This is a genomic window from Citrobacter sp. NCU1 (genome assembly GCF_010231475.1).
Taxonomy (GTDB): domain Bacteria; phylum Pseudomonadota; class Gammaproteobacteria; order Enterobacterales; family Enterobacteriaceae; genus Citrobacter_D.
The window spans coordinates 26,231-53,044 of record NZ_NRDO01000092.1; the positions used below are offsets into that span (position 1 = coordinate 26,231).

Here is a 26,814-nt window from a genome sequence, read left to right on the forward strand (position 1 = left end):
GCGGGAGGTTTTAATTTCCGCCTGAATATAGCGTATTAAGCCTGATGTAAAATAGTTAGCACCGTGCGCAGATCGCTGACGGATATTTGCCCTGGCGCGGAGGCTTTTTTCACCGCTCCAAACGTTGCCGCTGAACCAAATACTTCACCCGCCAGACGCGAAATAACACCCGTTTTCGACATCGACATGGTAATTATCGGTCGATCCGCATGCTGTTCCTGCATTTCCAGCGTTGCAGCAAGCAACGTCAGTACATCGTGACGGCTTTGCGGCATCAGAGCGATTTTCGGGATATCCGCACCCAACTCCTGCATTTTGCGCAGGCGCTGAATAATCTCATTTGCCGTCGGCGTCTTATGGAAATCATGGTTAGACATGATAACTTTAACGTTCTTACTGTGAGCGAACTCAACGGTGGTTCTTACTTCTTCATCACCAGTAAACAATTCGAGATCAATCATATCGATAATACCGCTGCTGACCGCAGCGCGATTAAGTTCGATATACGCATCGGTTGCAATCGCTTGTTCACCGCCTTCGTTTGCTGTACGAAAGGTAAACAGCAGAGGCGTGTGTGGCATCACGTCGCGGATGGCACGCGCTGCGTCTAACACAGCGTCAACAGATCCCATTGCGGTAAAATGGTCCACGCGCCATTCCAGAATGTCGAAATCAGCATCACAATATGCCTGTGCTTCCGATTTCACACTGGCGATATCTTTCCCCATCAGCGACACAATGATTTTGGGCGCACCTTCACCTATGACAAGGTTTTTTACGGTTACGGTTTTCATTTAATACCTTCTATCATTTACAAATTCTGATCTATCAGGCCGTAAACCCCATCGCCTGTTTAACGTATTCCAGCGGAAAATCTTTGCCGGTCCACAGTTTGAACTGTTCAGCACCTTGCCACAGTAACATGCCGTAACCATCTATGGTTTTGCAGCCGGCTTGTTGCGCTTGTTGCAGTAACTTCGTCATATGCGGGTTATAGACGCACTCCGTTACCAACAGTTCCGGACGCAGCAGACTAACATCGCTGACAATGGAATCGTTTTCAAACGGCTTCATGCCCACTTTGGTTCCGTTGGTTAGAATATCGGCGCTGGCAAGGGCAGCAGCGAACTCCTGCTGGTCAGCGAGGTCAGTCACTGTGACCACGCAATCGGTGCTCTCGTTAACGCGTTGAGCGAAATCAAGCGCCTTTTGGAAGAATTCGTCATTGCGGTTAAACAGCTTGATCTCTTTGATGCCCTCAATGGCTGCCTGTGCCCCGATAGCAGTGGATGCGCCGCCTGCCCCCAGCAATACCATGGTCTTGCCTTTAATATCGAATCCACTCTCTTTAATCGCACGTATATGACCAGTACCATCGGTATTGTAGCCGCGTAAATAGCCATCATCATTCACGATAGTATTGATAGCTCCCACCAGTTTTGCGGCTGGGGTTAATTCATCAACAAACTCGCAAGCCAGTTGTTTGTTGGGCATCGAAACACCCGTACCGCGCATTTTTAATGCCTTTAAGCCCTCAATCGCTCCAGCGAAGGTAGTGTTGTCGACTTCAAATGCCATATAGGTAAACGGCAGTCCGGCTTTCTCTAATGCCTTATTCTGCATTTCAGGCGAGAGGCTGTGTCTGATAGGGTAGGCCATAAGACCAATCAATTCGTATTTGGCAGTTACATTCATAAGATGACTCCTTAAAATATTGGCATACCTGATTTATTGAAAATAGTGTTCGCCCAGTCGAATATCGTTCTGCGGAATTTTGAATACCCGGTAGTAGCGGATGAATACAATAATGGCGGTGATGAAGGCCAGTAGCGCTAATCCAAAGTCCAGTAAAATGATGTACTGCAGGCCGATATTTGAGAGATATCCGGTAATTAGCGGGATAATAAAGTTAGCTACGCCACCCATCATCATATACACACTCGTCACTTTGGCTTTGCTTTTCGGGAAGAACTCCGACATTACCGAAACACCCAGTTGTAAGATGCCTCCTGCAGCGGAAAAGCCAATAATGAAGGCGCCAGCATTACAGACCAGGGGGGAGGGATAGAGATAAAGAATAGCGGCGGTAATTGTCGCCAGCCCGGCGTTAAAGACATTGGCCCAGATTGGACGCACCATCTTCTTTAGCAACGCGGCGAAGATAAATACACAAACCAGCGAGCCCATGCTGTAGTAAGTGATGGTTTTCACCGCATCTGCTTCTGCCATTCCTGCAAAGGCCATGGCGTATTTCGGCATCCAGACCATAATGACATAGAAGGTGGAAAATGCGGCCACACCAAAAAGGACTGACGCTACACCTTCCAGCCAGACCAGTGGTTTACTGTGCATCTGTGGTAATTCTTTAGCAATGGTTTTATCCACCAGTTGACTCGGGAATTTGCTCCTGAGCAACAGCAAGGTAACCAGCACAAACATCATGCCCGGAATGATGACGCCATAGCCGTACCAGATATTGTTGAGCATCATATAACTGACAATCATCGGATAGAACATCTGACCGAAGGAAATCATCGCTTTGACCAGAATCACCGCAGATCCTGAGGCTTTCGGGAAACATTCCATTAAGGCCGGATAGCCGCCAGTATCAAGTGCCGAGTTACCTATGCCAACGCCGACAGTGAGCGCAAATGCCACCAACAAATTGGGGCTGGCGGGGATACCAAAGAAAAAGAGCATATACATAACGATGCCAAATAAAATGATGGCGCGACGGCCAAATTTATCTGACAACACACCTAAAAACAGAATGCTGACTAAACGACCCAGGCCAATGCCAGAAATTAAATAAGCAATACCTGCATTATCCGTCGAAAACTTTTCTGCAAGCACGGTCATATTTTGTGCGAGTGTAAGGGCGCTAATACCATGTAAAAAATAACTAAGGTAGATACAAATAACAGCCAGGATAAATGGCGTGCTGAAAGCCTTGCTCTGAGACATTTTACGGCTCCTTGCGGGTTGAAATTATTCTATTTTTATCAGACTTATCGGTACCATGGCGATTTTGGTATTAATATACGAGAGTCATGGCATTAAACCTACATAACATGACGTTTTAGTTATCAACTATGTTGCATGTTAAAATGTGATGCTGAATTTTTACCGCTGTTGTTTTACTGTTTTTTTTAAATTTATCCCCAGTATTTTGCAGGAGACCGTAACAATATTGCATCCAGTAAAATATTTGCTACGCTCTCCTGGAGGACAAGTTTGCCCGATCTTTTGACTCCCGGCTGCTGCGATACCCAATAAACAGCGCCAGTACAAATCCCACTGCAGCGATGCCAGTATCAAACCACATAATATCGGCAATGCTTCTTTCCGAGATATGGGCGGTAATCAGTGGAATTGTGAAAGTAGCGATGCTGCCAGCAGTGTAATAAATGCCTGTTGCTTTTCCTTTTGAGTGAGGAAAGCGGGCTGCCATCAGTGTCAGACCAATTTGCAACACTCCGCCAGCAGCGGAAAAACCAATCACAAAGGCGAACACAATCACGACATAGGTGCTGGGGTGCAGGCAGACGGTTAACAGAGCGACAAACGAGATAAAGGTATACAACATCAACAGCGTGGTGGAGCGTACGGTTTTGCGCACTAAGGGGGCCGTGATGAATACACATAGCAGGGAACCGCAGGTGTAAATACTTAACAACTTAATCGACAGCGTATACGACATACCGGCGACGTGTTGGCCATACTGTGCCAGCCACTGGCTGATCAAGTAAAACGTCGCCATAGCGATATATCCATATAGAGTATAACTGGCGAGGTCAATAAGTGAACAGTGATGCCCCCCGGTTTCTGTACTGACAGGAGCGCTTTGCAGGAAAGACTTATGGTGGCCAGGAACTGGCGGAAAGGTACAACGCAATAAAAACAGGCCGTTCAGGATCATAATGACGGCTGCAATAATAAAAGACCAACCGAACCAAAGTTCAGCCCACACCAACAGGCTGATGATCATTGGCAGCAAAAATTGTCCGCTTGAAACAAACGCTTTTATCAGGATATTGGCTGTACTCGGTGAAGAGGGAAAGGCTTCCATCAGGCTCGGGTAGGTTCCGGCATCGAGAAAACTGTTTGCCATACCGGCCAGGAAACCAAAAGTATAGGCGATGATAATGTTACTCGTATTCATAACACCGAAGAAGAATACCAGGTAACAAATCATCCCCAGAAAAATAAAAGGTCTGCGGCCGAATCTGTCGGATAACAAACCCGCGCAATACAAGATGCTCAGACGGCCAATACCTAATGAGGAGATAACGATAGAGACGCCTGCGGCGTCCGTCTGCCATTGTTGCTCAAGTGCTGACATGTTGAGACTCATCAGTATGACTCCCATACCATGCACCAGATAATTGAAATAGAGTCCTATTGCGGTGGGGAGATAGATATTTTTCATGATTTGTGCTCAGGTCGCTAAAAATTTTTCCAGGGTACAGCCCTATGAAGCTGAGCTATAAAATTTCAAAATATTTGATTATTCAGTGTTGCCAGAGAGGGGCCGGGTGCTGGTTTTTTTAATTGTTTTAGCACAAGTGCTCAAGCTCATGGGCATAGAGTTCAGCGGCAACGGATTGATAAATTTTCCAGTCCAGGAAATCCCCTTCACGATAAACAACCTGGAAATCAGCTAAATTATCAAAAAAACGCATGGTATTATTACCTATGCGGTTATTAATTTTTTCGATAATGGCATTGATATGTGATTTTCTTTTTTGGCGCATCGTCAGTAGTTTTTCAACAATAGTGGAAGGGACTTTGGCGCTCCCATTCTCCCATTGATGCCAGGTCTCAATATTATAGTCAGGTGCAATCCACATTGCGCACTCTTCGACGGTCATCGAAAAAATCTGGCGTAAAGCCTGTAGTTCAAAGGCGTTCATCATTTAATGATCTCGTCATAAAAGAATAAGAGTATTAAATAGCATTATTAGCCAGAGTTCGGGTTGAAGGTAGTCACAGTATTTTGTGCAACATTGTTTGTTGTAAATATGTTATAGATATGCGAAGAAATTTATTTGGGAACCAATTAAATATATTCCCGAGGACTGAGATATTTACAGGAACATTGTTAGTGCTCCATGATGATGTTGCGACAGTTCTTCGTGAGATCGGTGAGTAACACTTTTTGATAATTGATGGTGTTCCTTAGCATTATTTGATTACATACTTGTTTAACGCGATCGTTGCATGATAAAAATCAGTACTTACTGTTGCCAGTAAGTTCGTTCTGACAATAAGATGTGTAAATGTCAAGGTGAATAAAAATTGATTCTTAAAAATTGTCTGAAAAATAATATTTAAAAAATGAAAAACTATTTAGTTTTTTGACTAAACAATTTTGATGTCTGACAAGCATGCTTCATGCTCAATGAGTTATAGTATACTTTTAGCTGGAATCCTCCATACACAATAGTGGCAATAAACATGTCGTTGCGTTTTGTCCAACACTTTTCTACCAGTGCAGAGCGTTTACTAATACGTCGTTGTGCTTAGCTCATTTCCTCGGTGTACCTTTTTCGTAGTGCGAGTTCACGATACTGCCCAGGACTAACACCTGTGTGCTTATGGAAGAAACGAGTAAAATAGGCCTCATCGTTGAAGCCCAAAAAAGCCGCCAATTGTTTTATCGTTTTAGATGTGTATACCAGCTCTTGCTGGGCCTCCTGGATGACGCGCATATTGATAACGTCCAGACTGGACATCCCCAATGTTATTCTGCATAAGCGCGACAGATGTCCCGGAGACATTCCCATCATCTCGGAATAATCATTCACGGTCAGTCGCTGGCGAAACCGCTTTTCCACCAACAGCAGGAATTTGTTTATTTGTGTTGCCTTTCGTGAACAAATATCAAATTTTTGCTGTTCTTCTGCCTGACCATTGATACGAGTGAGGTGAACCAGTATGGATATAAAAATAGAAACACACATTGTTGTCTGATTCAACATAGGCTTCTGCAGCTCTTTTTGCAAAGATTGAAAAAAACCATGAATAACTTGCAAGTCGTCAGGGTTGTTACCTAACGGAATAACGCATGGATTATGCATCAGTTGCAAAACGTTTGGCGCCAGCAAACCTATCACGGATTCCATTGGCTGCTGCGAGGCGGTGATCGTCATCCCTTCAGTCCCCGGCAAATATTCAAATCCATGCACGGTCTGTGCAGGCACGAGAATAAGAGCGGGACTCCTCACCCTCATCTGTGTGCAATTCATCAAAACATCGACTTCTCCGCGCTGAATAAAAAGTGCCTGAATCAATGAGCTGTGGATATGGGGGTTCGCCTTCCAGTTCATCGGTTCTGACCGCAATGAGATCATTTCGACATTAAAGAAATTCTCCCAACTGGGCTCTGATTGTTCACCATAGAGCGCATAAGTAGGAATAGTGGTTACCATCAATACGTCCCCATTCTGAATAATGTACCTGCTGTCATTGTCGGGAATCCTGACTCGCTGGCGAGTAGATGCTATGTGGGCCAAATGACGGTTCCGTCCGCATACAACTGACTGATTTCTTTTATAGAATACATGTACTTCGCGAGTGTTTTCTGCGAGTCATATCCTAATTTTCGAGACGGACAACTCTGCACCGCTACCCTGACTTTAATATTAACGGAGGAATGACCAGCACCAGCGTGTTACTGGTGCTGTATTTTGCGTTGTCGCAGACAATCCGTCGCCCACGATTGCTCATTGACGAGGATTTCATCTGGGGGTATGGCTCTTCTCATGAGCAAAGTCGTTTTGCTTTAACATTTGAATCATTTTATAGAAGGGATGTTTGGCCATCTTTTTCGCTGATGATCCCGATAATTTCCTGATTACGACTATGTACATTCACCTCATACGCTTTCTAATGGTCATGTCCCCACGGTCAACCCGCAAACCCTTTGTGAGCACCTGCGCTAAAGCGCGCTGATTTTTTTCGATAGGCCGAATATGCGCAATTAACATAAAAACGCGCCGACAATCGCGATTCCACCCCCCCAGAGACAGTGCATACTTATGCTGGCTGCCAGAAACATCAATCACCCAACCTGCCAGTGCAGGGGAAGGAATACCGGTCATCGTTCCGAACACGCCGTTCAACCCCACTGGCATGCCGGTGGCTTATTGAGAAAAGATCACAGGAATAGAAAAGTGTGCAGCTATGGTGAAAAAGAGGAAGAAATTCGAGGCGGCGATAAGCGTTGCAGCACTCCACAAACTGTTGGCCCGCGTTCCGGGTAGCAAAAACGTCCTCGCGAAGAGAAGACCCATGACGGGAGCAATCTTACGCCCGATATTCTGCCCAGGCTTGCGGCATTTTTTGCGTTATGCTGAGCGGCATGAAGGACGACGAATACCACCTGCCAGGCCTGAATATAGTCCAGTTCATTCTGGTTGATATATTTATCCTGTTGCAAACGGTTACTTTCCTGCGTCCACCACACCATGCCCGGGAGCGGAAATAACATAAAAACAGTCTGGCAGTTCCAGTTTTGCACAATCCGGTTCGCAAAAATCATCGCTGCGGCAATTCCGGCAGGACAACCTATCTGCAATCGCCCTGTAGCCTTACCAGCCTCACTTTTAGGTGCCCAACAAAATTGAATGGCACCCAACTGAATTCCTGCATCAACGCTGATCCGTACATTGACATACTGCTTTTTGCTACAAACAGGACAAAATAATCGATAATAAGCAGGACAATAATATCTCAGCGTCTGTTCCCTGGTGATGTATTCATAGGGCACTCTCGCAAAAATGAAAAAATGGCCGCAACCACATGAAAAACAGAGATACGCGGCCAAAACTGAAGCTAGTGTCCTTTAATAACCACTAGCCTCTGGTACGGAGTGAACGCCCTCGAATTATCGAATTTCACCACCTGCAGCAATCAGTGGACGTGCGATAGTCAGTCGCTGTACGGTACGAGGACCTTCCTCAAACCATAGGGCTCGAGCATCGCGGTACATTCTTTCCACTGGGCCATAGGGGTTATCTTCGAAATAACCAATACCGCCAAAAATCTCAAGACAACTATCTGACACCGTTCTCACGGTATCGATGCCATGCAGTTTACACATGGCGGATACCATCTCAATGTCTTCTTCTTTATCGAATTTTTGTGCACAATCACGCAGCATAACGCGCAGCGCATGGACCTGCGTCCCCATATCTGCCAGCGTCTGTTGAATAGCCTGTCGAGAGGCCAGTGCCTTACCGAAGGTCACACGATCTTTCGCTCTGGCAATAGCCAGTTCCAGGAAACGCTGTGACATTCCAAGACACGTTACTGCAATCATGGCGCGTGAATGTGCCAACGCATTCATGAAAATATCCAGACCATCCCCTTCTTTACCCATGATGTTATGTGCAGGTACTTCACAGTTCTCAAAACGTAAGTAGGCGTGCCCCGCACCTCGACAACCCATCATGTGTGGCATAGGGTCAATGTAATAGCCGGGTGTATTGGTTTCGATAAAGAACGCGGTTAAGCCACCTTTTTTACGTTTTTTCTCATCCGTTACTGCAATGACATAGCTGCCATCAGATATATCCGTATGGGAGATCAACGTTTTAGTTCCATTAATAATATATTTATCGCCTTTTCTTACTGCTGTAGTACGAATGTCTGCCCCTGAGCCACAATCGGCCTCAGTCAATGCGAAGTTAATATAAGCATCTTTATTTGCAAGCAATGGCAACCATTTGGCACGTAAGTCAGCGGCACCATGATCGTACATAATTCGCCAATTCAAACCGTTGGCATGGTGCAGGTTCATACGCATTCCGCCCGGTCCACGACAAAACTCTTCCATCACCGAAAAGAACTGCTCGCAGTTGAGTCCCATCCCGCCAAACTCTTCAGGAATCGCCAACCGGAACAGATCGTTTTTACGACAAACATCATAGTAATCGTCAGGAAAGACATTCGTCCTTTCAACTTCCAGTTGAATTTCTTCCAGTTCAGTTTCGGTAACCTTTCTGATCTTTTTCTTCAATGCTTCCAACTGCTGTTGAGATAAAATGGACATATATCAACCTCACTCTATGTTTAGTACTCAGGTAAAAATTTATGTAATAAGAATTCGCATATAAAAATACAGCTAATTCAAATTGGCTAGTTTTCATGGAGTAACGAAGTGGATTGTATAAATAGAATCTACATTCCTGACATTGACAGAGTTGACCAAAGACAGGACAAATCGAACATCACCATACTATTTATTGTTATTTCTGAAAGAATATCACAAAGATATAATTAATGTCTGTTTTGTCCAGGTGTTTGTTAAATATGTCTATGCATCATTGAATCTTTGGAGTTTATCCTTCTGTTCGCAATTATTTTTTAAGAGTACATATATGTTACTTGGTTATAAAATATTTAATTTTTCTTGAAACATTAACTCTTACCAGCAGGATTCCTTTGAGGAGACATCATGGACTTTAGCCTGACCGAAGAGCAGGAGTTGCTTCTAGCCAGCATCCGCGAACTGATTACGCGGGACTTTCCCGAAGAATATTTCAAGACCTGTGATGAAAGCGGCTCTTTTCCTCATAAGTTTTTTCAGGCGTTAGCCGAAAGCGGTGTGGGTCTGTTAGGCATTCCTGAAGAGCTTGGCGGTATTCCTGCTGACATGATGACGCAAGTGCTTGTGCTGGAGGAAGTCGCCCGGATGGGTGCTCCCGCTTACATTATGACTGAAGGCCAATGTATCCATAATATGCAGCGCTTTGGTAATGCTGAACAACTGGCAAAAACGGCAGAAGTCGGTCTGACTGGGATCCCTGCATACTCACTGGCCTTCACCGAACCGCAGGCTGGATCAGATAACAACCGTGTTGCCACAACCTATACGCGTAAAAATGGCAAAGTTTATTTGAACGGACAGAAAACATTCATTACGGGTGCTAAAGATTACCCCTACATGCTGGTTTTGGCGCGAAATCCCGAACCGGAAGATCCGAAGCGCTGTTTCACTCTTTGGTGGATTGATCCGAACTCACCGGGCGTTAAACGTAATAATCTGCACAAAATTGGCTGGCACATGGTCAGCAACTGCGAGGTTTTTCTCGATAACGTTGAACTGGATGAAAGTGCCATGGTGGGCCGTGAAGGTTATGGCTTCATTCACATGATGGAAAATTTCGACATTGAACGTCTGGTCATCGCCGCACATTCGCTGGGGGTGGCGGAGTGTGCCTTCGAAGATGCGGCCCGCTATGCTAATCAGCGTATTCAGTTCGGTAAAAAGATCGGTCAGTTCCAGATGATTCAGCTCAAACTGACCCAAATGGCAGTAAAGATCCAGAATATGAAAAACATGGTCTACCGCACTGCCTGGGAGTGCGACAACGATTTACCAATGCGTCTTTCTGCGCCTATGTGCAAATTGTATTGTGCACAGTCAGCCTGTGAGGTCATTGACGATGCGATGCAAATTTTAGGCGGCCTTGGTTACACCAACGACAGTCGGGTATCCCGCTTCTGGCGTGACACTCGTGTTAACCGTATCGGTGGAGGTACTGATGAGATTATGGTTTACATCTCAGGTCGCCAGATCATGAAGCAGTATGAAAAGTAATAGTAAGTGTTTTGACATACTTGTCTGTTATGAATTAGTAGCGGAAGAGTAAGACGTCACGATCAACTGGCAAACACTCTGACTCACTAAACGGGCAGAGTTTTGCTGCGTCCGCTGAGAAAATGGGTTTCGGTCTTCTTTTGTGATGAATAAGTCTTTGCCGAATAATAGTATGGGGGAAATGGTATTGCATGAACCGAATATTTTCATCATTACTCTCGATGAGTTGGAACTAACCGAGGCGGTGCTTGACGGCGATGGAGGGTATTACAAGGGGGGCAACTGGCGGATGGATAAAGACGGTTATGGGTTAAAAAAAGACACTACCGTTCGTAGAGGTGAAAATATCAGCAGCCGTGAAGCTGAAGGTATGCTATGACTTCACCCAGACATCTGCGATACAGATGTAGTGACTATGCCACATAAACGTCTTATTGAGTGTTCATTCGCCTGGGTCATATTCAACGATCCACAAAAAATTCGTCAACAGCCGAATATCATCCACTTTTATTCTGAATAATGGGTCGAAAAATACAAGTAACCAGAATGTTTGGTGGTTATTGATAAATTGCTTCGCTTTGTATTAATCAGGAAAAATAAATTTTATGTCAGGATACTATTCAGCGTCTGAGTTCTGCCGTACATAATTCGGGAGGCATTTTTCCTGACTGGGCTGCTTCTGTTTGATAAGGACCTCGTTATGTCTTTCAATCATATTGCAACAGAACGTTCCCGCGCCTTGCGCAGAACGTCAACCCGGATTAAAAACAGCACTAAGCCAACATTTACTCACCGCGTTCCTACATTTTACCATTGTCCTCAGTGCGGGGAGTTTCTCGTCACGATGGGAAAAAACGACGCGATGTCTCATATCACCTGCTGCGGTAATGTTCTCTCCGCACTAATGGTTCATGAGTCGACCGATATCCTCGCCCAGCAGCATCAGCCAATGATAAGAATCTCCGGTGGTTTTGAATCAAACGCTCTTTTTGTCACCGTAGGTAGCCCCCCTCATCCCATGGCGTCAGATCACCGTCTGGAATGGATTTTTATTTACACCTTTCAGGGCGGACAATTTAAACTGCTGCCACTTGATACTCCCCCTGAAGCCACTTTTGCATTGGCCAGCAGCGATGCTTACGTCTATTGCGATCGCCCGATCTGTAAAGGAAAACAGTGCAAATTTAACTGTAAAAGAGGGTTTACTGCTTACACCTGGTGCAATCAACACGGGTTATGGCGGTACACACTTTGACGATTAAATTTGGTGGGATAGCATTTGCTACAGGCTTTGGGATTAACAGATGAAAAAACTACTGGTGCCGGCTGATGTTTTTGGTATTGCTGGGTAAGCTCAGAGGGCCAGTACTGTTCAGCGAATTATCAGGTGTTACTGAAGCGGTATAATCTGCACGGGTGCATGAGCGCAAAAAGTTGTTGCTACGATAACGCGTGTGCTGAAAGCGTCTTCCACTCACTGAAAGTGGCATGTATCCACGGGGAGCGTTTTACCAGCAGTGAAATAATGCGGACGACGGTATTTAATTATATCGAGTGTGATTACAATCGGCGGCGACGCCACAGTGCCTGCGGCGGTCTCATCCCGGAATAATTTGAAAACCAGAACCTCGTTTAGGGCTGTGTCCGGATTATGCGGGTAAGATCAAACCTCATAAGAGCAGAGGAGACAGTATCTGGCATTACGGAGCCTTAAGGGTTTTGATGCGTTCGTCAGCAAGGATGAGCAACTGACTGAGAGTCAGGCCTTTATTCATCGGATCGTTCATCAGACTGAATACTTCGATAGAGAGCCTGTCGTGCCTGGCTGTATCCTTATATTCGGGATGAGCGGCCATAAAGTCACTGACATCCTTTTTCGCCGCCAGCTTTGCTTTCGCTATCTCATCTTTCTGTTGCAGGAATTCATCTTCGTCAGTAGTCCAACCCCGTTTATTCATGCAGATATCATAGAGGTCTGATTTATTCGCTGCAGCGGCCAGAGCCATGCCAGTATTCCAGCCGTTTGCAAAACCACCCTGATTCCCGTTGTGGTCTATCTGGACATAACCGGAGTTTGAACTTGTATACGACTTGCATTCAGATTTGTCCAGTTTCAGGTGGCGCTCCTGTTCTTTGGTGTCGTCATATCTGGCGGTATACCCGCGGGTACAGTCGATCAATGGAAGGCCGACAGACAGAGCCAGCAAACAGCAAATAGATATTCTATTTCCCTTGGTGTTATATTGCGCATTGAATATAATTTTTGTGAATAATTTGTGGGGCGTTACATCCTCAATTTGTCCAGTGATCTACTCGTATTCGTTACCAATCTAATATTTAGATATAAAACTATCAATGATAAATAAACGTTCAGATGTTTACGATGTCAGTAAAGAGAGACAACGTCATCAAGATGGGCGATTAATTATATTTAATATTATTAAATAGTGTCTAAGTCCTGTAAACTTCGATTGACTGATAATAATGTTCTGGTATTGGTTCTGTCGCCCAGGTATTGTATAAAACCTTGTCATAATATTGTGACGGGAGTCTCTAAGATATCATCTGTAATTTAATATGTGCTGTTTGTAGTGTGGCGACTATCACTTTTTAAAGGATAATGAATATTACTTAGTATTAAATGTTTCTATTCCTGTTTTTAATTGATAATGATCAATGTTATGTGGCGTAAATAACCACACTATTTTTGTGCCTTATCCTAAATCGTATGTATTAATCCTCTGTTGCGAAATCAGATTAAGGTAAAAACTGGGTGTTGGAGGCAGCATCATAGGCCCGCTTTTGTGTAATTAAAAAATGGCCTCTACATGTTGTTAACACTGCGTTATCGAAGAGGATGCGAAATAAATGAACCAGGTTGATCGTCCCATTTTGAATTTCGGCCTAACGCGACTTGAATTTCTGCGGATATCAGGAAAGGGGCTGGCAGGATTAACCATTGCGCCTGCATTATTGTCACTTTTTGGCTGTAAACAAGAAGATATCGACAGTGGTACTGTGGGGTTGATCAATACCCCAAAGGGAGTGTTAGTGACCCAGCGGGCCCGTTGTACTGGCTGCCACCGCTGTGAAACATCCTGCACTAATCTTAACGATGGTTCTGTCGGCACGTTTTTTTCCCGTATTAAGATTCATCAAAATTACTTCTTTGGTGAGGGCGGAGTGGGGTCCGGTGGCGGATTATATGGTGATTTAAATTATAGTCCTGATACTTGTCGTCAATGTAAAGATCCGCAATGTATGAAGGTTTGCCCAATTGGTGCGATCGTCTGGAAAGAGGAAAATAAGTGCATCGTGGTTGATCAAAAACGATGCATTGGATGTAGCGCATGCACTACAGCGTGTCCATGGATGATGGCCACCGTAAATACAGAAACGAAAAAGTCTGCAAAATGTATTTTGTGCGGTGAATGCGCGGAAGCCTGTCCGACTGGGGCATTAAAAATTATTGAGTGGAAAGATATTACTGTTTAATTGAATGCAAGTGAAATCAATGCGCGTCATCCTCCTTCTAATGTTGCCAGTTTGAAAAATATGTAAATTGAAGGGTGCGAAAAGTTACGCCATTGAATTACCTTATCTAAGGATAACATTATGGCTAACGGCTGGACTGGTAATATTTTACGAATTAACCTTACCAACGGTAATATTACTCTTGAAGATTCGAGTAGATTGAAAAAGTTTGTCGGTGGAATGGGCTTCGGTTATAAAATTATGTACGATGAAGTTCCTCCAGGTACTAAACCTTTTGACGAAGGCAACAAACTGGTTTTCGCTGGTGGTCCACTGACGGGTTCCGGCGCTCCTTGTAGTTCACGTGTTAATATCACAACACTTTCAACTTTTTCTAAAGGTAATTTAGTTGTTGATGCCCATATGGGAGGCATGTTTCCTGCGCAAATGAAATTTGCGGGCTACGATGCCATTATTATTGAAGGTAAAGCAGCCTCTCCAGTCTGGATCCACATCAAAGATGACAAAGTCAGCATTGAGAAAGCGGATTTTCTGTGGGGAAAAGGCACTCGTGCCACCACCGAAGAAATTTGCCGCATGACCAACACTGATACCTGTGTTACCTCCATCGGTCAGGCGGGGGAAAACCTTGTGCCGCTCTCCTGTATGATAAACAGCCGTAATCATTGTGGAGGCGCCGGGACGGGGGCGGTGATGGGTTCAAAAAATCTGAAGGCTATTGCGATTGAGGGAACCAAAGGGGTTCAAATTGCCGATCGCAAAGAGATGAAACGACTCAATGACTACATGATGACCGAGCTTATTGGGGCCAATAACAATCATGTGGTGCCCAGTACGCCTCAGGCGTGGGCAGAATATTCCGCCCCAACGTCTCGCTGGACAGCGCGCAAAGGGCTGTACTGGACCAAGGCTGAAGGTGGCCCCATTGAGACGGGCGAAATACCACCGGGCAACCAGAACACTGTTGGATATCGGACGCTAAAGTCGATATTTGATCTTGGTCCTGTCGCGGAAAAATTCACCGTAAAAATGGGGGGATGTCACTCGTGCCCCATTCGCTGCATGTCACAACTTACTGTTCCCCGTGTGAAGGATTTTGGCGTTCCGAGTACCGGCGGCAGCTCCTGTGTAGTGGCCGAGCGGCACACTTCAATTTTTCCAAATGGCCCAAAAGATTTTGATATAAAGGATGACGGTCGTGTTGTTGGTAATCTGATTGGATTAAACCTTTTTGATGACTATGGCCTGTGGTGTAACTACGGACAACTACAACGAGATTTCACTTACTGTTATACCAAAGGTGTATTTAAGCGAGTATTACCTGCTGAAGAGTATGCGGAAATTCGCTGGGATCAACTGGAAGCGGGTGATCCTCACTTCATTATCGATATCTACTACAGAATGTCGCATCGCGTCGGTGAATTCAGTCACCTCGCGGATGGTTCCTGCGCTATCGCCGAACGCTGGAATTTAGGCGATGAATACTGGGCATATGAAAAGAATAAGCTCTGGTCGCCGATTGGTTTTCCCGTGCATCACGCAAATGAAGCTTCTGCACAAGTAGGTGCAATTGCCAACAGTATGTTTAACCGCGACTGTATGACCCATACCCATATCAATTTTGTCGGTTCCGGTCTGCCGCTGAAATTACAGCGGGAAGTGGCGGCAGAACTGTTTGGGTCTGAAGATGCATACGACGAAACCAAAAATTACACCCCGATTAATGCGGCCAAAATCAAGTATGCGAAATGGGCTCTGCTCAAAGTCTGTCTGCATAACGCCGTCACACTGTGCAACTGGGTCTGGCCGATGACAGTATCGCCACTGAAGAGCCGAAACTATCGCGGGGATCTGGATATGGAGGCGAAGTTCTTTCAGGCGGTTACTGGCGAGGAAACCACCCAGACCAGTCTTGATCTCGCTGCCGAGCGTATCTTTACTCTGCATCGTGCATATACCGTTAAGTTGATGCAAACCAAAGACATGCGTAATGAGCACGATCTCATCTGTGACTGGGTATTCGAAAAAGATCCACAAATTCCGGTTTTTACCGCCGGTACCGACAAAATGGATCGTGACGATATGTATAAGTCTTTCACACTATTCTACCAGGAAATGGGATGGGACCCGGAACTGGGATGCCCGACGCGTGAAACGCTAAATCGATTGGGACTTGAAGACGTGGCAGACGATTTGGCCGCACAGAATCTTTTGCCAGCGTAAGGAACGCGAAATGACTAACCCTGGTGAAGTACTTACATTGGTTGAGGAAGATCCTGACAATCTTTCTGAAATAGACAGCAACAAACGGAAGTGGCTCAAGGTGCGGAGGCAGAATGAGGAGGGGGCGAGTGAACTGCAAGTGCAGGAATCCGTCAATCCAACAGCTATTGTGGCGGATTTTATCCGCCAGCATTCGGCATCTGGGAAGTTGGTGGCTCGAAGTCTGTTTTTGCTACCGCCGTATTCGCTGACGGAAGAAGATTTGATGCCGTTGCTGGAAACATTAAGCCAGGAAGAGGCATTGGCAGATATCACCTGCATTCAGGGCACGGAAGATGATTACTTCTATTCCACACATACTATGACGGCAAATTATGCCGATATGTGTGTACAGGTGATGGAAAAGGATATTTGCCGTGCAATTGCAGCGGCCGTTCGTTTCGATTGCCAAACCTATCCCCGGCCTTACAAGGTCGCGATGCTGGAACTATTACCGTATTGCTTTGAAGCTCAACAAATAGAAGCGGCGTTGGCGGCAATGGATACGCATCCTGATTACGCCGACATACGATCAGTTGCATCGTCAAATGCAGTGCCATACCTGTTTAGCGAACGTTTTATGAGTTATGGCAAAGCATATGGATTGTGCGAGTGGCTTGAGGTTGAGCAGTACCAGAATCCCTGAATATTTCAGGTTGATGTCATGGAACCTGAGGACGATCACTGTCACAGCATTAGAGGATAACCAGATGTCCTTTACTCGACGAAAATTTGTCATTGGCATGGGTACGGTGATGTTTTTCTCCGTACCCGGTCAAAACCTGTTAGCAAACACGAAGAATGCCAAAGCAGTCCGTTATGCCATGATCCACGACGAATCATTGTGTAACGGGTGTAATTTGTGTGCCCGAGCCTGTAGGAAAACCAATAATGTGCCTGAACAGGGGAGCCGATTGTCGATTGCTCATATTCCTGTGTCAGATAACGAAAATGAAACTCAGTACCATTTTTTCCGCCATTCTTGTCAGCATTGTGAGAATGCTCCGTGTATTGATGTTTGCCCTACGGGGGCATCCTGGCGGGATGAGCGCGGAATTGTGCGTGTTGAACAATCCAGTTGTATTGGTTGTAGCTATTGTATTGGCGCGTGTCCGTACCAGGTACGTTATCTCAACCCGCATACTAAAGTGGCCGATAAATGTGATTTTTGCGTCGAATCTCGGCTGGTAAAAGGTTTTGCCCCTATTTGTGTCAATGCTTGTCCGGAGCACGCACTGATTTTTGGTCGTGAAGACAGCCCGAAAATTCAGAGCTGGCTAAAGGAGAATAACTACTACGAATATCAACTTAAGGGGGCTGGGAAACCCCATCTGTATCGTCGGTTCGGTCAACATTTGATTAAAAAGGAAAATGTATGAACGCGTCGCAGAATGCTGAACAATTCCATGAACAACTCGGGCAATATGTGCCCCTGTTTACTCCGGAATTCTGGCCGGTATGGCTGGTGATTGCCGGGTTAATGTTGGTAGCGATGTGGTTAGTATTGGCTCTACATGCGATGTTGCGTGCACGTTCATCCGTTAAGGTCGCAGTCGGACATGGCGAGACGGTGTATTTGTACTCAAAGGCTGTCAGGTTATGGCACTGGTCGAATGCACTGTTATTTATGATGCTGCTCACCAGCGGACTGATCAACCATTTCGCGTTACTTAGCGTTCCGGTGATGGTGAACCTGCTTGTTGTTCATAAAGTCTGTGGATTCCTGTTACTGGCGTGTTGGGCTGGGTTTATGCTAATCAATCTGGTGGGCGGCAATGGCCACCATTATATTATTCAACGTCATGGTTGGACAGAACGGGCGTTCAGGCAGGCGAGATTCTACCTGTTCGGCATTATGCATGGGGAGCCGCATCCATTCCCTGCAACCATACGTTCTAAATTCAATCCATTGCAACAGGTCGCTTATCTCAGTGTGATGTACGGTTTACTGCCATTACTTTTGATTACCGGTTTGTTCCTGCTCTATCCGCAGGTGGTGGGAGGTCAGTTGCCCGGTACAGGTTATTGGTTATTGCAGGCACATTTTGCACTGGCAATTATTAGCTTGTTTTTCATTTGCGGTCATATCTATTTATGTACTACGGGTCGCACGCCAGGCGAAACATTCAGGTGTATGGTGGATGGTTATCATCGGGAATAAGTGATGATTAGTACGCGTGAAGATTTACGGGTCTGGAAGGTTGGGCCCGTAATGTATCAGTGGTTTGTACGATACCTTTCTGATGAAGGTAATTACGCTGACGTGACCCTACCAGCGTAATATAGACATGCTTCTGAGCGTTCAAATTGTTCCGGGCAGAGACCGCCCCAGGCATAGTGACGGCTCCACCGATTGTAATCACACTCGATATAATTAAACACTGTCGTTCGCACCAGTTCCCGGCTGGCAAAGCACTCACCGTGAATACACCCCACTTTCAGCGAATGAAAGAACTTTCAACACCGGCGTTATCGTAATAGCAGCCTTTGGCACTGATACTGCCATGCAGATTATGCCGCTTCATGCCGTTGAGATTCATACAGGTTGAGCTCGGGGGCAGTTGCAGCCACACCGATGCGTTCGGACAGTTTCAGGGCTTCCTGCCGAAATTCAGGTGTGTGCTGTTCACGGGATTTTTGACTGGTTGATGTTAATGTTGTCATGAGTCACCTCTTGCTTAAGAATTTACCTACTTGCTCACGTGTCCATATATGGTGGGTAAGATCAATCAAGGCGACAAAGCCAAAAGAGAAAGCCTGTAAACTATCAGATAGCGGGGGCTTGCACCTTGAGGTCTTCCCTAATGGAGCCAAAAGTTGGCGATTAAAATATCGGATTGGTGGAAAGGATAAACGCGTAGTTTTTGGCATATCCCAGCAGCCGGCCACGCCGGCTCATACCTGGTAGCAGGTTATTGGCCCGGCAGAAGCTCTGCCAGTCATCACTGCCGTTCTGGTTAACCTGGGCGCCTTTCCAGGAGTCAAGTTGTGTTGATTAGTCGGTTTTGAATACGTCGCAGCGTAAAGACTTCTCGTGAGAGATAACAACTTAAGGCAACGCCGCACATTCATTTTCTTACGGTTAACTAACGTGTTAACCATCATTTCAAGTGTGATGCCGTGTAAAGGATCTTTCTAAGTGTGTGCTGTCATCAGGGGATCTGGTCATTACGCGTTTGCGCAATGAGATCAGGGCAAGCAGAAGGGCGGGCAATCATAGATGCCCGCCGGGAGTGTTATGCGGCGTTAATGAGCGCAATACTATGCTGGCTGTTAATAAACATCGCCCGGTTACGGCCCTGTTTTTTGCCCTCATACAGTGCTTTATCCGCGCGGCTTACCGCTTTCTCCAGCGTGTCGCCGGGAAAAATACGGGTGATCCCGGAGGTTAATGTCACGCCAACGCGTTTTTCATTAATCACAAAGGAATGACGGGAAATAGTTAAACCGATCCGTGCGGCAATATCAGCGGCAGTGGTATCGCTGCTGGCGTAAAGAATCAAAATAAACTCTTCCCCGCCATAGCGAAATACGCAGTCGTGCTGTCTGGCTGATTTTCGCAATTCGCTAGCGAGACAGCGCAGAATATTATCGCCTGCCAGATGCCCCAGCGTGTCGTTGATTTTTTTGAAGTAATCCACATCCATTAGTAACAGATAAGGATATTTTCCGGAAAGGGACACCATGCCGTTATCAAACGTGTCATTAAGTAACTGGCGCAGCGGCAACCCGGTGAGATTATCGTGCTGACTGCGCAGGGCAATCAGCCACGTCTTATAGCGGATTAATACGCCGGAAAAAGTAATCAACGCGTGCCGGAAAGCATCGACCAGCTCAGACTGCATTTCCCCGCGAATTAACGCGCTCACTAACTGGCGTCCGGTATCGTGCATGTGGTGATGCGTAGTATTAAGCTCAGCAATACACGTTTTTTCAGCCTCATCCAGAGGGGAAACCTTACGCAGCCAGCGGCTGAATCGGCAGCGTTTGTGCGCGCTGCTGCTCATAATATTGTCGCGAAGTTCGCCATCATTCAAACAGGCATCGAGGACATTAACGACCCATTCGAGATGGGCATCCATTGCCTTGTTAAGATCTAAAATCGCCAGGTCAATATCTTCAGGTCTTCTGATCATCAGTCGCACTCCTTGCGTATCAGAGAATAATTACTATACCAGCCAGATATTATGTATATGTAAAAATGTGTTTTATCGTGCAAATATAATAGCAGCCTTCACGGCTGCTATTATATTCCGACGCTACTGGCGCACCTTAACAGACTGAATAACACCGCCGCTACAGTGGTGGACTACCATGATTCTCGACTGATTCAGTCGTTCCATTTCACGGGGTGAAATATGCAGGCTTTTCGCCACCTCACTGAGTTCAAGACCTGGTTTGCGCTGTCTGCGTTCATGGCGAAAACGCCGTTGGTTATATTTAGCCCAGCTCAACAACGCAATATTCACCAACAGCGCAACGGCAAGATAAAACAGGATTTTCTCAATAGGTAAACCTTGCGACTGATTACTTATCAGCCTGAAAATGCCCTGAATAAGCAAACTCCCGAGCATACCCCAGGCCAGCAGGGTAATGACAATATCGAAAAGACGATGCAACCGGTTCTGCTGTGTAAAAATTAAGACGTTTTTCATATTACCTCCTTGCAATACCGCGATCAGGGCTTTCCCAGCGGGCGCGGGTACGACGGCTATTCAGCATCACGCGCGTGAAGGACACCAGCGTCGTAAACAGGCTTAGCATCCAGTAAATAATTGGGAACCAGATGATCCAGAACAGCGTACTCGCCAGGTTTTTTTCGTAGCGGCGTTCGATCATCAGGCTGACGGTAAACTGAATCAGACACATCAGGCACAGCACCAGCCCGGCCATGGCTGGCGGGAAGAGGGTGTAGATGTGCAGCCCCTCCGGCAGCGGCCAGAATAGACCTATGGTGAAGACGATGACACTTATCACATAGGTGAACGCCCAGGCCGTTGAGAGGCAAAACTCAAGGAACAGTAGCCACATCCGACGATACTGCCAGCGCCAGAGACGGGAGATATTCGCCAGGAACACTTCGGCACCGCCCTGCGCCCAGCGCAGGCGTTGTTTCCACAGCCCGCGCAGGGTTTCGGGCATCAGGATCCAGCACAGCGCGCGCGGCTCATAAAACACTGACCAGTGCTTCAGCTGTAATTTCCAGCTGATATCAATGTCTTCGGTGATCATGTCGTCGCTCCAGTAACCGACATCTGACAGCGCACGGCGGCGAAAGGCGGCAATCACACCAGACACGGTGAACACCTGGCCGTACACCCGCTGGGTGCGTTTGATAAGCCCGATAATCGACGAGAATTCGCCAACCTGGATGCGACCAATCAGCGTGGAGCGCGTACGAATACGCGGATTGCCCGTCACCGCACCCACGCGCGGATTCGCGAGAAGCGGGGCGGCCATAAAGACCGCCGCGTCGCGATCCAGCAGGGCGTCACCGTCGATGCAAACCAGCAAATCACTGCGTGCTGCCGCAGCACCCGCCTTCAGCGCCACCGCTTTCCCCTGGTTTTCTGCCAGATGAATGACGCGAAGTTTCGGGTATTCCTGTACCAGTTCGTCCAGTTTTTCCGCCGTTTTATCTGATGAACCGTCGTTAATCGCGATCACCTCGATGTTTTCGTAACGCTGTGACATGGCGGCGCGGATTGTTTCCCGGACGTTTTGTTCCTCGTTGTAGCAGGGGATCAGAATCGAAATCAGCGGATTGCCCTTGAGTTGCGGCGGTGCGAGATCGTCCCCCCATTTCCAGTGCCGTTCGCGGTGAAACCAGAAATAACAGCCGCCGCCAATCCACAACACAGACATCATAAACGGCCAAAAAAAGACAAAGTTCAGCATGGCCTGGCTGGAGAACAGAAGGGCAAAGGCCACCGGAATGCTGACCACCACACACAAAATAATGAACGGCAACATGTTATTTTTCATCGTTTGGGTACCAGGCTTGAGATAACTCGGGGCGAATAACCTTGATGGCGGGCTGATCGTTGATGAAGTCATCAGGGTAATAGCCGTAATGGGTGACGCCATTGAGTTGCAGAACGGACATCCACCCAGCCAGCAGCGCGTCATCAATCGGACGGTGCTGGCCGTCGGGCCGCCAGTCTAGTGCCTGTAACTCATACAGCGTTTTCGCTTTCGCGCCGGGGATGCGGTTAACCTCGTGAACCAGTTTTTCCAGCCATGCGTTGCTCTCTTTAACGCTGACGCCTTCCATGAGCGGCATCGCCATTACCGCCGTCCAGTCGTAGGTGGCAACAAAAGAGGGAAACGACTGGGCAAACCACGCTTCGCTTTCCGGGTTGAGAACCGGCATGGCGAAAATATTGCGCGCCGTTTTCACCTGCGGCCCGCGAACCTCACGCACGACATCGCTCAGCTCAATGGTAAAGTCGGTTAACGCCTGAGATTTGAACTGCGTCCAGCGGGCAAACTGTTCCGGATTGGCGCGAATGGCGGCAATATCGTCAGGGAAACCGGCTTTCTGGTAAGCGGCGAGCGCATCCGCGCTGGCGTCCTCGAAATCGGACATCAGCGCATCATCATGAAACAGAATGCCCCGGAACGCGGCGTGTCCGGACAGGTCACGGTAGATATCCTTAATCATCTCGCGGTTTTCAGCATTGAACACCGACAGACGGGAATACTGTTTCCTGTCCTGAGACACAACGCCAGTCTTCGAGTTAAACGCCAGCACACGCGAACGGTGATGACCGGTATCCCAGCTCAACACCGGCATCCAGGCATAGACATTCACTTCCGCACGGTTGGCCAACTGCCAGGAAACCCGGTTAAAGAGATCGGCGCGCACCGGCAGCCATCGGTTCGGGAAGTAGACTTCTTTCACCAGTCCGTCGCCTTTGGTGTCCGCAAAGGCTTGCAAAAACACGGTGTTGATCTGCATATCTTTTACGCGCTGGATCAGCACATCGAGGTTTCGCGCCAGTTGCTGCGGGTTTTCGTCATAGACGTAATCGAGATCGATATGCATTACGCGCAGGCGAGCAGGCTCCTGGACGCTGATGACCTGCTGCGCGAAATTGGCCAGTGAGGGGTTATCGGAGATCAGAATTCGCGGGATCGCATCAAGATTACTGGCGTTCGCCAACCCTGATTCCAGCGTGAAGACCATCTCATATCCCTGATTTTTCACTTCACGAAGCGCCGTGCCGCTGGCTGCTCCGTAAGGCCACACCCAGGCTTTCGGTGGTTGTCCGGTCGCCCGGCGGATTTTCTGCGTGATCCGGCTAACGTCCTGGCGCACGCGGTGGGTGTACTCTGCCTCGGTTTCATAGCGCTGCGTCTCGCTGTCCCAGCCGCGGGTCGCGATGGCGGGCTGCATAGAACCCTGCGGATTGGCAACGATGCCGAAGTGCGAATTATCGGTATGCGCGCCAACCTCTACCAGCGGCGAGCGGGAAAGCTGGCGGATTTCATCCCAGCTCGCAAAGCGTGAACGTTCAACCGTGATGCCGCCGTAGTCCACCCTCTGCCCGGCTGGCGTATCAATCCATTTGCCAACAGGTGCCCACACGGCGGGCCAGTTATAGGCGGTTAACAATGGGAATACGCGGGTGTAGAAGCTGCGAAATCCGTCGTCAAAGGTCAGCATCACCGCTTTCGGCGGCAACGCCTTCCCGCCTCGATGAGCTTCCAGCACCTGATCGACGCTCACCGCCTGGTAGCCTTCGGCTTTCAACCACGCCAGTTGTTCGCGCAGGGCGCTGGTTCGCACCGACAGAAAACGCTGATCCGCCGCCTCATCTTCAACATCATGCCAGCCAATTACCACAAAGCTGTTATGCGGCCACGGTTTGTCAGACTGTAGTGACTCACGTTGATCTGGCCCGGTATACGCGACCGGACCCTGTGGCGAACAGGCGGTCAGCATCAGCACCAGTCCCATTGCGACGGCACACATCCATCCATTGAAATTCATAGTTGTTCCCTCAGAACCGGAAGTTCATATCAAACGCCAGAGACAGGTTTTTTTCCTGCTCACCGTCCCACGGGCGTTTTTCCCACATCAGGCGTGCTCCGATGTTTGCCACGTTGTTCAAGAACACACGCTGTCCGTATCCGGCTTGTAACACGGCGCCATTGCCGTGATTTTCCTGCCAGTAACTGCCCGCACCGCCGATGAACTCCTGCTGCCAGACGGTATCGTAATGGCGGGTAATAAGATGTTCTGCGCGCAGCGCGGGCAGAAGCGTCACCCCTTTTTCAGGATGAAAATAGGGACCATCTTGCTGGCTGTTGGTTTCAAACCCCAACGTCGGCAGCAGATCAAGGCTTACACGGGGCGACGTCCACAGGCGCTCTTTTCCCGATAGCGCATATTCCTGGCGCAGGTTGCCATCGCTGAAATCGGTGATGGCCGCCGCCAGCGAATACTCGCGGCGTTCATTTTGGTACCACGTCAGGGCAGCAGAACCGCCATTGGCCGTAATTCCGTGATGCAGTGCGCGAAGCGGCGTCCGGTTGCTCAGGCGTTCAGCGTCGGCGTACAGGTGCCAGTGGTCAGTAAACGCGTACTGCGCGGAGAATCGCGCCCCGGCGCGGGTTTTACCGGCCACATGCTGCGCAGAGGCTTGCGCGTCCAGGGTGATATCCCGGCTTCGCCATTCCACGCCGCCAAGTCCGTTGTGCAACCGCTCTTTGCCTTCCGAAAAACCGCCTCTGGCAAAACTGTAGCCCGCAAAAGCGCGCCAGTTTTCATTGACCGGTGGACTGTAGATGACAGTGTTGACGGTAAAATCGTTGTGGCCAGCATCAGGACTGTCGGAGTCGATCCCCACCGAGCCATCCACCCGCAGTTCTGCTTTGCGATGGATCTCCAGCCCACGCTGGAGTTGTTGCACCTGAGCGTCTTCAGGTGCGCGTCGGACCACATCGTCAGTAAGCTGTGAAAAAGCGCGCCACTCCTGTAAATCCGCGGCGACCCAGGCCTGCTCAGCTTCAAGACGAATATTGCGCGGCTCAAGGGCTTCTGCTTTTTTCAGTTCCCACTCGGCGTGACGCGGCAGACCGCGCGTCAACAGCACGCTGGCATAATCAATGCGCAGCCCCTGATTTCCTGGTGCCGAGCGCGCAAGCATGTTGGCCCGCTCTTCCGCCCGGGGAAGGTCGTTGCCGTAACGGTCAACGCCCACGCTAAACTGCTGACCCTGAAACCAGTGGTCGTTCGGCTGTGGCGTCGGGCTACCGTAAATATTTCGCTGCCAGGGATGACTCTGGCGGGTGAGGGACGTCAGCGACTTCGCCTGCTGTAGGCGCTCGTTTTCAAGATGGCTGTAAAACAAAAGCGCGCGATCTTCTGGCTCCAGACGGTTAATCGCATCCTGCGTATTCGCAAGCTGCATCATGATACTTTCCGCTTCGGCGGGACGGCGCTCGGCAAGCAACGCCGAGGCGACCCAGTACAGCGCATAATCCGGCACAATGACACCGTCGCGTTTTAGTTGTTCCCAGCCAGCAATCACCTCTGCCGTACGGTCGCGGCTGCGAAGCGCTCCAAGACGATCGATGGAAACCTGACGATGAGCCGCTGTCTGTGGGGTGTTTTTCCACTCTTCAAGCAGCGTGTCGCATGCAGCCAGCGCCTGGTCTGCAAGGTGATAGCGATCCTGCTCGCTTCGGGAAGGGTAAAAGGAGAGTTTGACCAGCTCTGCGGCGGCATCGGCGCGAATAATATCGTCACCAGGGTTATTTACCCGTGCGGCCAGATGATTACGCTGCAGTGTGAAATTCTGAACGTCGGATAATTCCCCGGTTGATTCAGAATACATTTGTGACAGCGTTAAAGAGAGTAATTCATTTTCAGGCTGCCCGGCGCGTTGATATACATAAGCCTGAACACGGTAATTCTCCGCGATGGGTTTATTTTTCGTCAGTGTGGTGATTTGAGATATCGCGTGGTCGTGTAAACCGGCATCTGCGAGGGTCATAATATACCCCCGGCGATAATCATCATCGGCAGGTTGATGCTTAAGGATATTCTCCCATAACTGAATGGCGTTATCCCACTGCTGAATATTTCGATACGCCATCGCCGCTGCTGAAAGCCCCCGATCAGGAATATTCAGGTTTTTATAACGCTCATAAACCGAAATAACCTGATTGTCATCCTGTGACCACAGGCTTATTTGCAGCCAGTCGGCAACACGATCGGGCGATAAGCTTTTCTGTTGCTGAAAAAAATGCAGTGCAGGCTGTATTTCACCGTTTCTTGCTTTGTTTATCAGTTGGTTATAGTTCTCTGCGTTGGCGGGGGCCGACAGGAGCAGAGCAGCGGAAACCACCATCATCCCTGAAAAATAACTGCGTAAACGCATAAGACAATCCTCTGTCATTGTGTTTATTTATGCCTGCGCATATCCAGGCATGAAAGATTC

General features: G+C 48.0%; 22 protein-coding genes and 4 pseudogenes. 10 read left to right on the top strand and 16 right to left on the bottom strand.

What is annotated here, in order from left to right:
* Positions 1-35: 35 nt before the first annotated feature.
* From aroD to CJP72_RS23150, 8 genes are all read right to left on the bottom strand, one after another.
* Positions 36-794, bottom strand: coding sequence for a type I 3-dehydroquinate dehydratase (gene aroD / locus CJP72_RS23115; protein WP_162383605.1), 759 nt, complete (start codon positions 792-794; stop codon positions 36-38).
* 34 nt (positions 795-828) lie between these two features.
* On the bottom strand, positions 829-1,695 hold the full coding sequence (ydiB, locus tag CJP72_RS23120) for a quinate/shikimate dehydrogenase (protein WP_162383606.1): 867 nt from the start codon (positions 1,693-1,695) through the stop codon (positions 829-831).
* A 33-nt stretch (positions 1,696-1,728) separates the two neighbouring features.
* Positions 1,729-2,964: an MFS transporter gene (locus tag CJP72_RS23125; protein WP_162383607.1), complete on the bottom strand. Its 1,236-nt coding sequence runs from the start codon at positions 2,962-2,964 to the stop codon at positions 1,729-1,731.
* 247 nt (positions 2,965-3,211) lie between these two features.
* A complete protein-coding gene (locus CJP72_RS23130) occupies positions 3,212-4,429 on the bottom strand; it encodes an MFS transporter (protein ID WP_162383608.1) in 1,218 nt (405 codons plus the stop codon).
* A 127-nt stretch (positions 4,430-4,556) separates the two neighbouring features.
* Entirely contained in the window at positions 4,557-4,913 is a 357-nt protein-coding gene (locus tag CJP72_RS23135; protein WP_162383642.1) for a YdiL family protein, read from the bottom strand.
* A 609-nt stretch (positions 4,914-5,522) separates the two neighbouring features.
* The gene (locus CJP72_RS23140; protein WP_162383609.1) at positions 5,523-6,431 is read right to left on the bottom strand and encodes a helix-turn-helix domain-containing protein; all 909 of its coding nucleotides are present in this window, start codon (positions 6,429-6,431) and stop codon (positions 5,523-5,525) included.
* A gap of 752 nt (positions 6,432-7,183) precedes the next feature.
* Complete coding sequence (locus CJP72_RS23145; protein WP_193568861.1) at positions 7,184-7,828, bottom strand: hypothetical protein; 645 nt, start codon at positions 7,826-7,828, stop codon at positions 7,184-7,186.
* A 60-nt stretch (positions 7,829-7,888) separates the two neighbouring features.
* Positions 7,889-9,055 carry an acyl-CoA dehydrogenase family protein gene (locus CJP72_RS23150; protein ID WP_162383610.1) on the bottom strand — a complete coding sequence of 389 codons (1,167 nt, stop codon included), beginning with the start codon at positions 9,053-9,055 and terminating at the stop codon, positions 7,889-7,891.
* 405 nt (positions 9,056-9,460) lie between these two features.
* Here CJP72_RS23150 and CJP72_RS23155 point away from each other — a divergent pair, with 405 nt between their 5' ends.
* From CJP72_RS23155 to CJP72_RS23170, 4 genes and pseudogenes are all read left to right on the top strand, one after another.
* On the top strand, positions 9,461-10,606 hold the full coding sequence (locus CJP72_RS23155) for an acyl-CoA dehydrogenase (RefSeq protein ID WP_162383611.1): 1,146 nt from the start codon (positions 9,461-9,463) through the stop codon (positions 10,604-10,606).
* Positions 10,607-10,778: 172 nt separating this feature from the next.
* Positions 10,779-10,985: a hypothetical protein gene (locus CJP72_RS23160; protein WP_162383612.1), complete on the top strand. Its 207-nt coding sequence runs from the start codon at positions 10,779-10,781 to the stop codon at positions 10,983-10,985.
* A 321-nt stretch (positions 10,986-11,306) separates the two neighbouring features.
* Positions 11,307-11,861: a desulfoferrodoxin family protein gene (locus tag CJP72_RS23165; RefSeq protein WP_162383613.1), complete on the top strand. Its 555-nt coding sequence runs from the start codon at positions 11,307-11,309 to the stop codon at positions 11,859-11,861.
* A gap of 105 nt (positions 11,862-11,966) precedes the next feature.
* A pseudogene (locus CJP72_RS23170) lies at positions 11,967-12,218 on the top strand (IS3 family transposase); the annotation flags it as partial.
* Between the two features lie 88 nt (positions 12,219-12,306).
* Here the strand turns inward: CJP72_RS23170 and CJP72_RS23175 are convergent.
* Complete coding sequence (locus tag CJP72_RS23175) at positions 12,307-12,786, bottom strand: hypothetical protein (RefSeq protein WP_162383614.1); 480 nt, start codon at positions 12,784-12,786, stop codon at positions 12,307-12,309.
* A 688-nt stretch (positions 12,787-13,474) separates the two neighbouring features.
* Between CJP72_RS23175 and CJP72_RS23180 the strand changes: the two genes are divergently transcribed.
* The 5 genes from CJP72_RS23180 (at position 13,475) to phsC (ending at position 18,524) form a co-directional block, all read left to right on the top strand.
* Positions 13,475-14,101, top strand: coding sequence for a ferredoxin-like protein (locus CJP72_RS23180; protein WP_162383615.1), 627 nt, complete (start codon positions 13,475-13,477; stop codon positions 14,099-14,101).
* A gap of 120 nt (positions 14,102-14,221) precedes the next feature.
* A complete protein-coding gene (locus CJP72_RS23185) occupies positions 14,222-16,324 on the top strand; it encodes an aldehyde ferredoxin oxidoreductase (protein ID WP_162383616.1) in 2,103 nt (700 codons plus the stop codon).
* 10 nt (positions 16,325-16,334) lie between these two features.
* A complete protein-coding gene (locus tag CJP72_RS23190) occupies positions 16,335-17,009 on the top strand; it encodes a YdhW family putative oxidoreductase system protein (RefSeq protein WP_162383617.1) in 675 nt (224 codons plus the stop codon).
* A gap of 64 nt (positions 17,010-17,073) precedes the next feature.
* Positions 17,074-17,742, top strand: coding sequence for a 4Fe-4S dicluster domain-containing protein (locus CJP72_RS23195; protein WP_162383618.1), 669 nt, complete (start codon positions 17,074-17,076; stop codon positions 17,740-17,742).
* Positions 17,739-18,524 carry a thiosulfate reductase cytochrome B subunit gene (gene phsC / locus CJP72_RS23200; RefSeq protein WP_162383619.1) on the top strand — a complete coding sequence of 262 codons (786 nt, stop codon included), beginning with the start codon at positions 17,739-17,741 and terminating at the stop codon, positions 18,522-18,524. The genes CJP72_RS23195 and phsC overlap by 4 nt, the downstream gene beginning before the upstream one ends.
* A gap of 92 nt (positions 18,525-18,616) precedes the next feature.
* Here the strand turns inward: phsC and CJP72_RS23205 are convergent.
* Both CJP72_RS23205 and CJP72_RS23210 read right to left on the bottom strand, forming a co-directional pair.
* Positions 18,617-18,888, bottom strand: a pseudogene (locus tag CJP72_RS23205) (IS3 family transposase); the annotation flags it as partial.
* Between the two features lie 4 nt (positions 18,889-18,892).
* A pseudogene (locus tag CJP72_RS23210) lies at positions 18,893-19,027 on the bottom strand (IS3 family transposase); the annotation flags it as partial.
* Here CJP72_RS23210 and CJP72_RS25700 point away from each other — a divergent pair.
* Positions 19,026-19,220: pseudogene (locus CJP72_RS25700) on the top strand (Arm DNA-binding domain-containing protein); the annotation flags it as partial. The pseudogenes CJP72_RS23210 and CJP72_RS25700 overlap by 2 nt on opposite strands.
* A 379-nt stretch (positions 19,221-19,599) precedes the next feature.
* Here the strand turns inward: CJP72_RS25700 and CJP72_RS23220 are convergent.
* The 5 genes from CJP72_RS23220 to pgaA form a co-directional block, all read right to left on the bottom strand.
* Positions 19,600-20,499 carry a diguanylate cyclase gene (locus CJP72_RS23220; protein WP_162383621.1) on the bottom strand — a complete coding sequence of 300 codons (900 nt, stop codon included), beginning with the start codon at positions 20,497-20,499 and terminating at the stop codon, positions 19,600-19,602.
* Positions 20,500-20,622: 123 nt separating this feature from the next.
* On the bottom strand, positions 20,623-21,018 hold the full coding sequence (pgaD, locus tag CJP72_RS23225; protein WP_162383622.1) for a poly-beta-1,6-N-acetyl-D-glucosamine biosynthesis protein PgaD: 396 nt from the start codon (positions 21,016-21,018) through the stop codon (positions 20,623-20,625).
* A gap of 1 nt (position 21,019) precedes the next feature.
* On the bottom strand, positions 21,020-22,348 hold the full coding sequence (gene pgaC, locus CJP72_RS23230; RefSeq protein ID WP_162383623.1) for a poly-beta-1,6-N-acetyl-D-glucosamine synthase: 1,329 nt from the start codon (positions 22,346-22,348) through the stop codon (positions 21,020-21,022).
* Positions 22,338-24,359, bottom strand: a complete 2,022-nt coding sequence (gene pgaB / locus CJP72_RS23235; RefSeq protein ID WP_162383624.1) for a poly-beta-1,6-N-acetyl-D-glucosamine N-deacetylase PgaB — start codon at positions 24,357-24,359, stop codon at positions 22,338-22,340. Before pgaB ends, pgaC begins: the two co-directional genes overlap by 11 nt.
* Positions 24,360-24,369: 10 nt before the next feature.
* A complete protein-coding gene (pgaA, locus tag CJP72_RS23240) occupies positions 24,370-26,754 on the bottom strand; it encodes a poly-beta-1,6 N-acetyl-D-glucosamine export porin PgaA (protein ID WP_162383625.1) in 2,385 nt (794 codons plus the stop codon).
* Positions 26,755-26,814 lie beyond the last annotated feature (60 nt).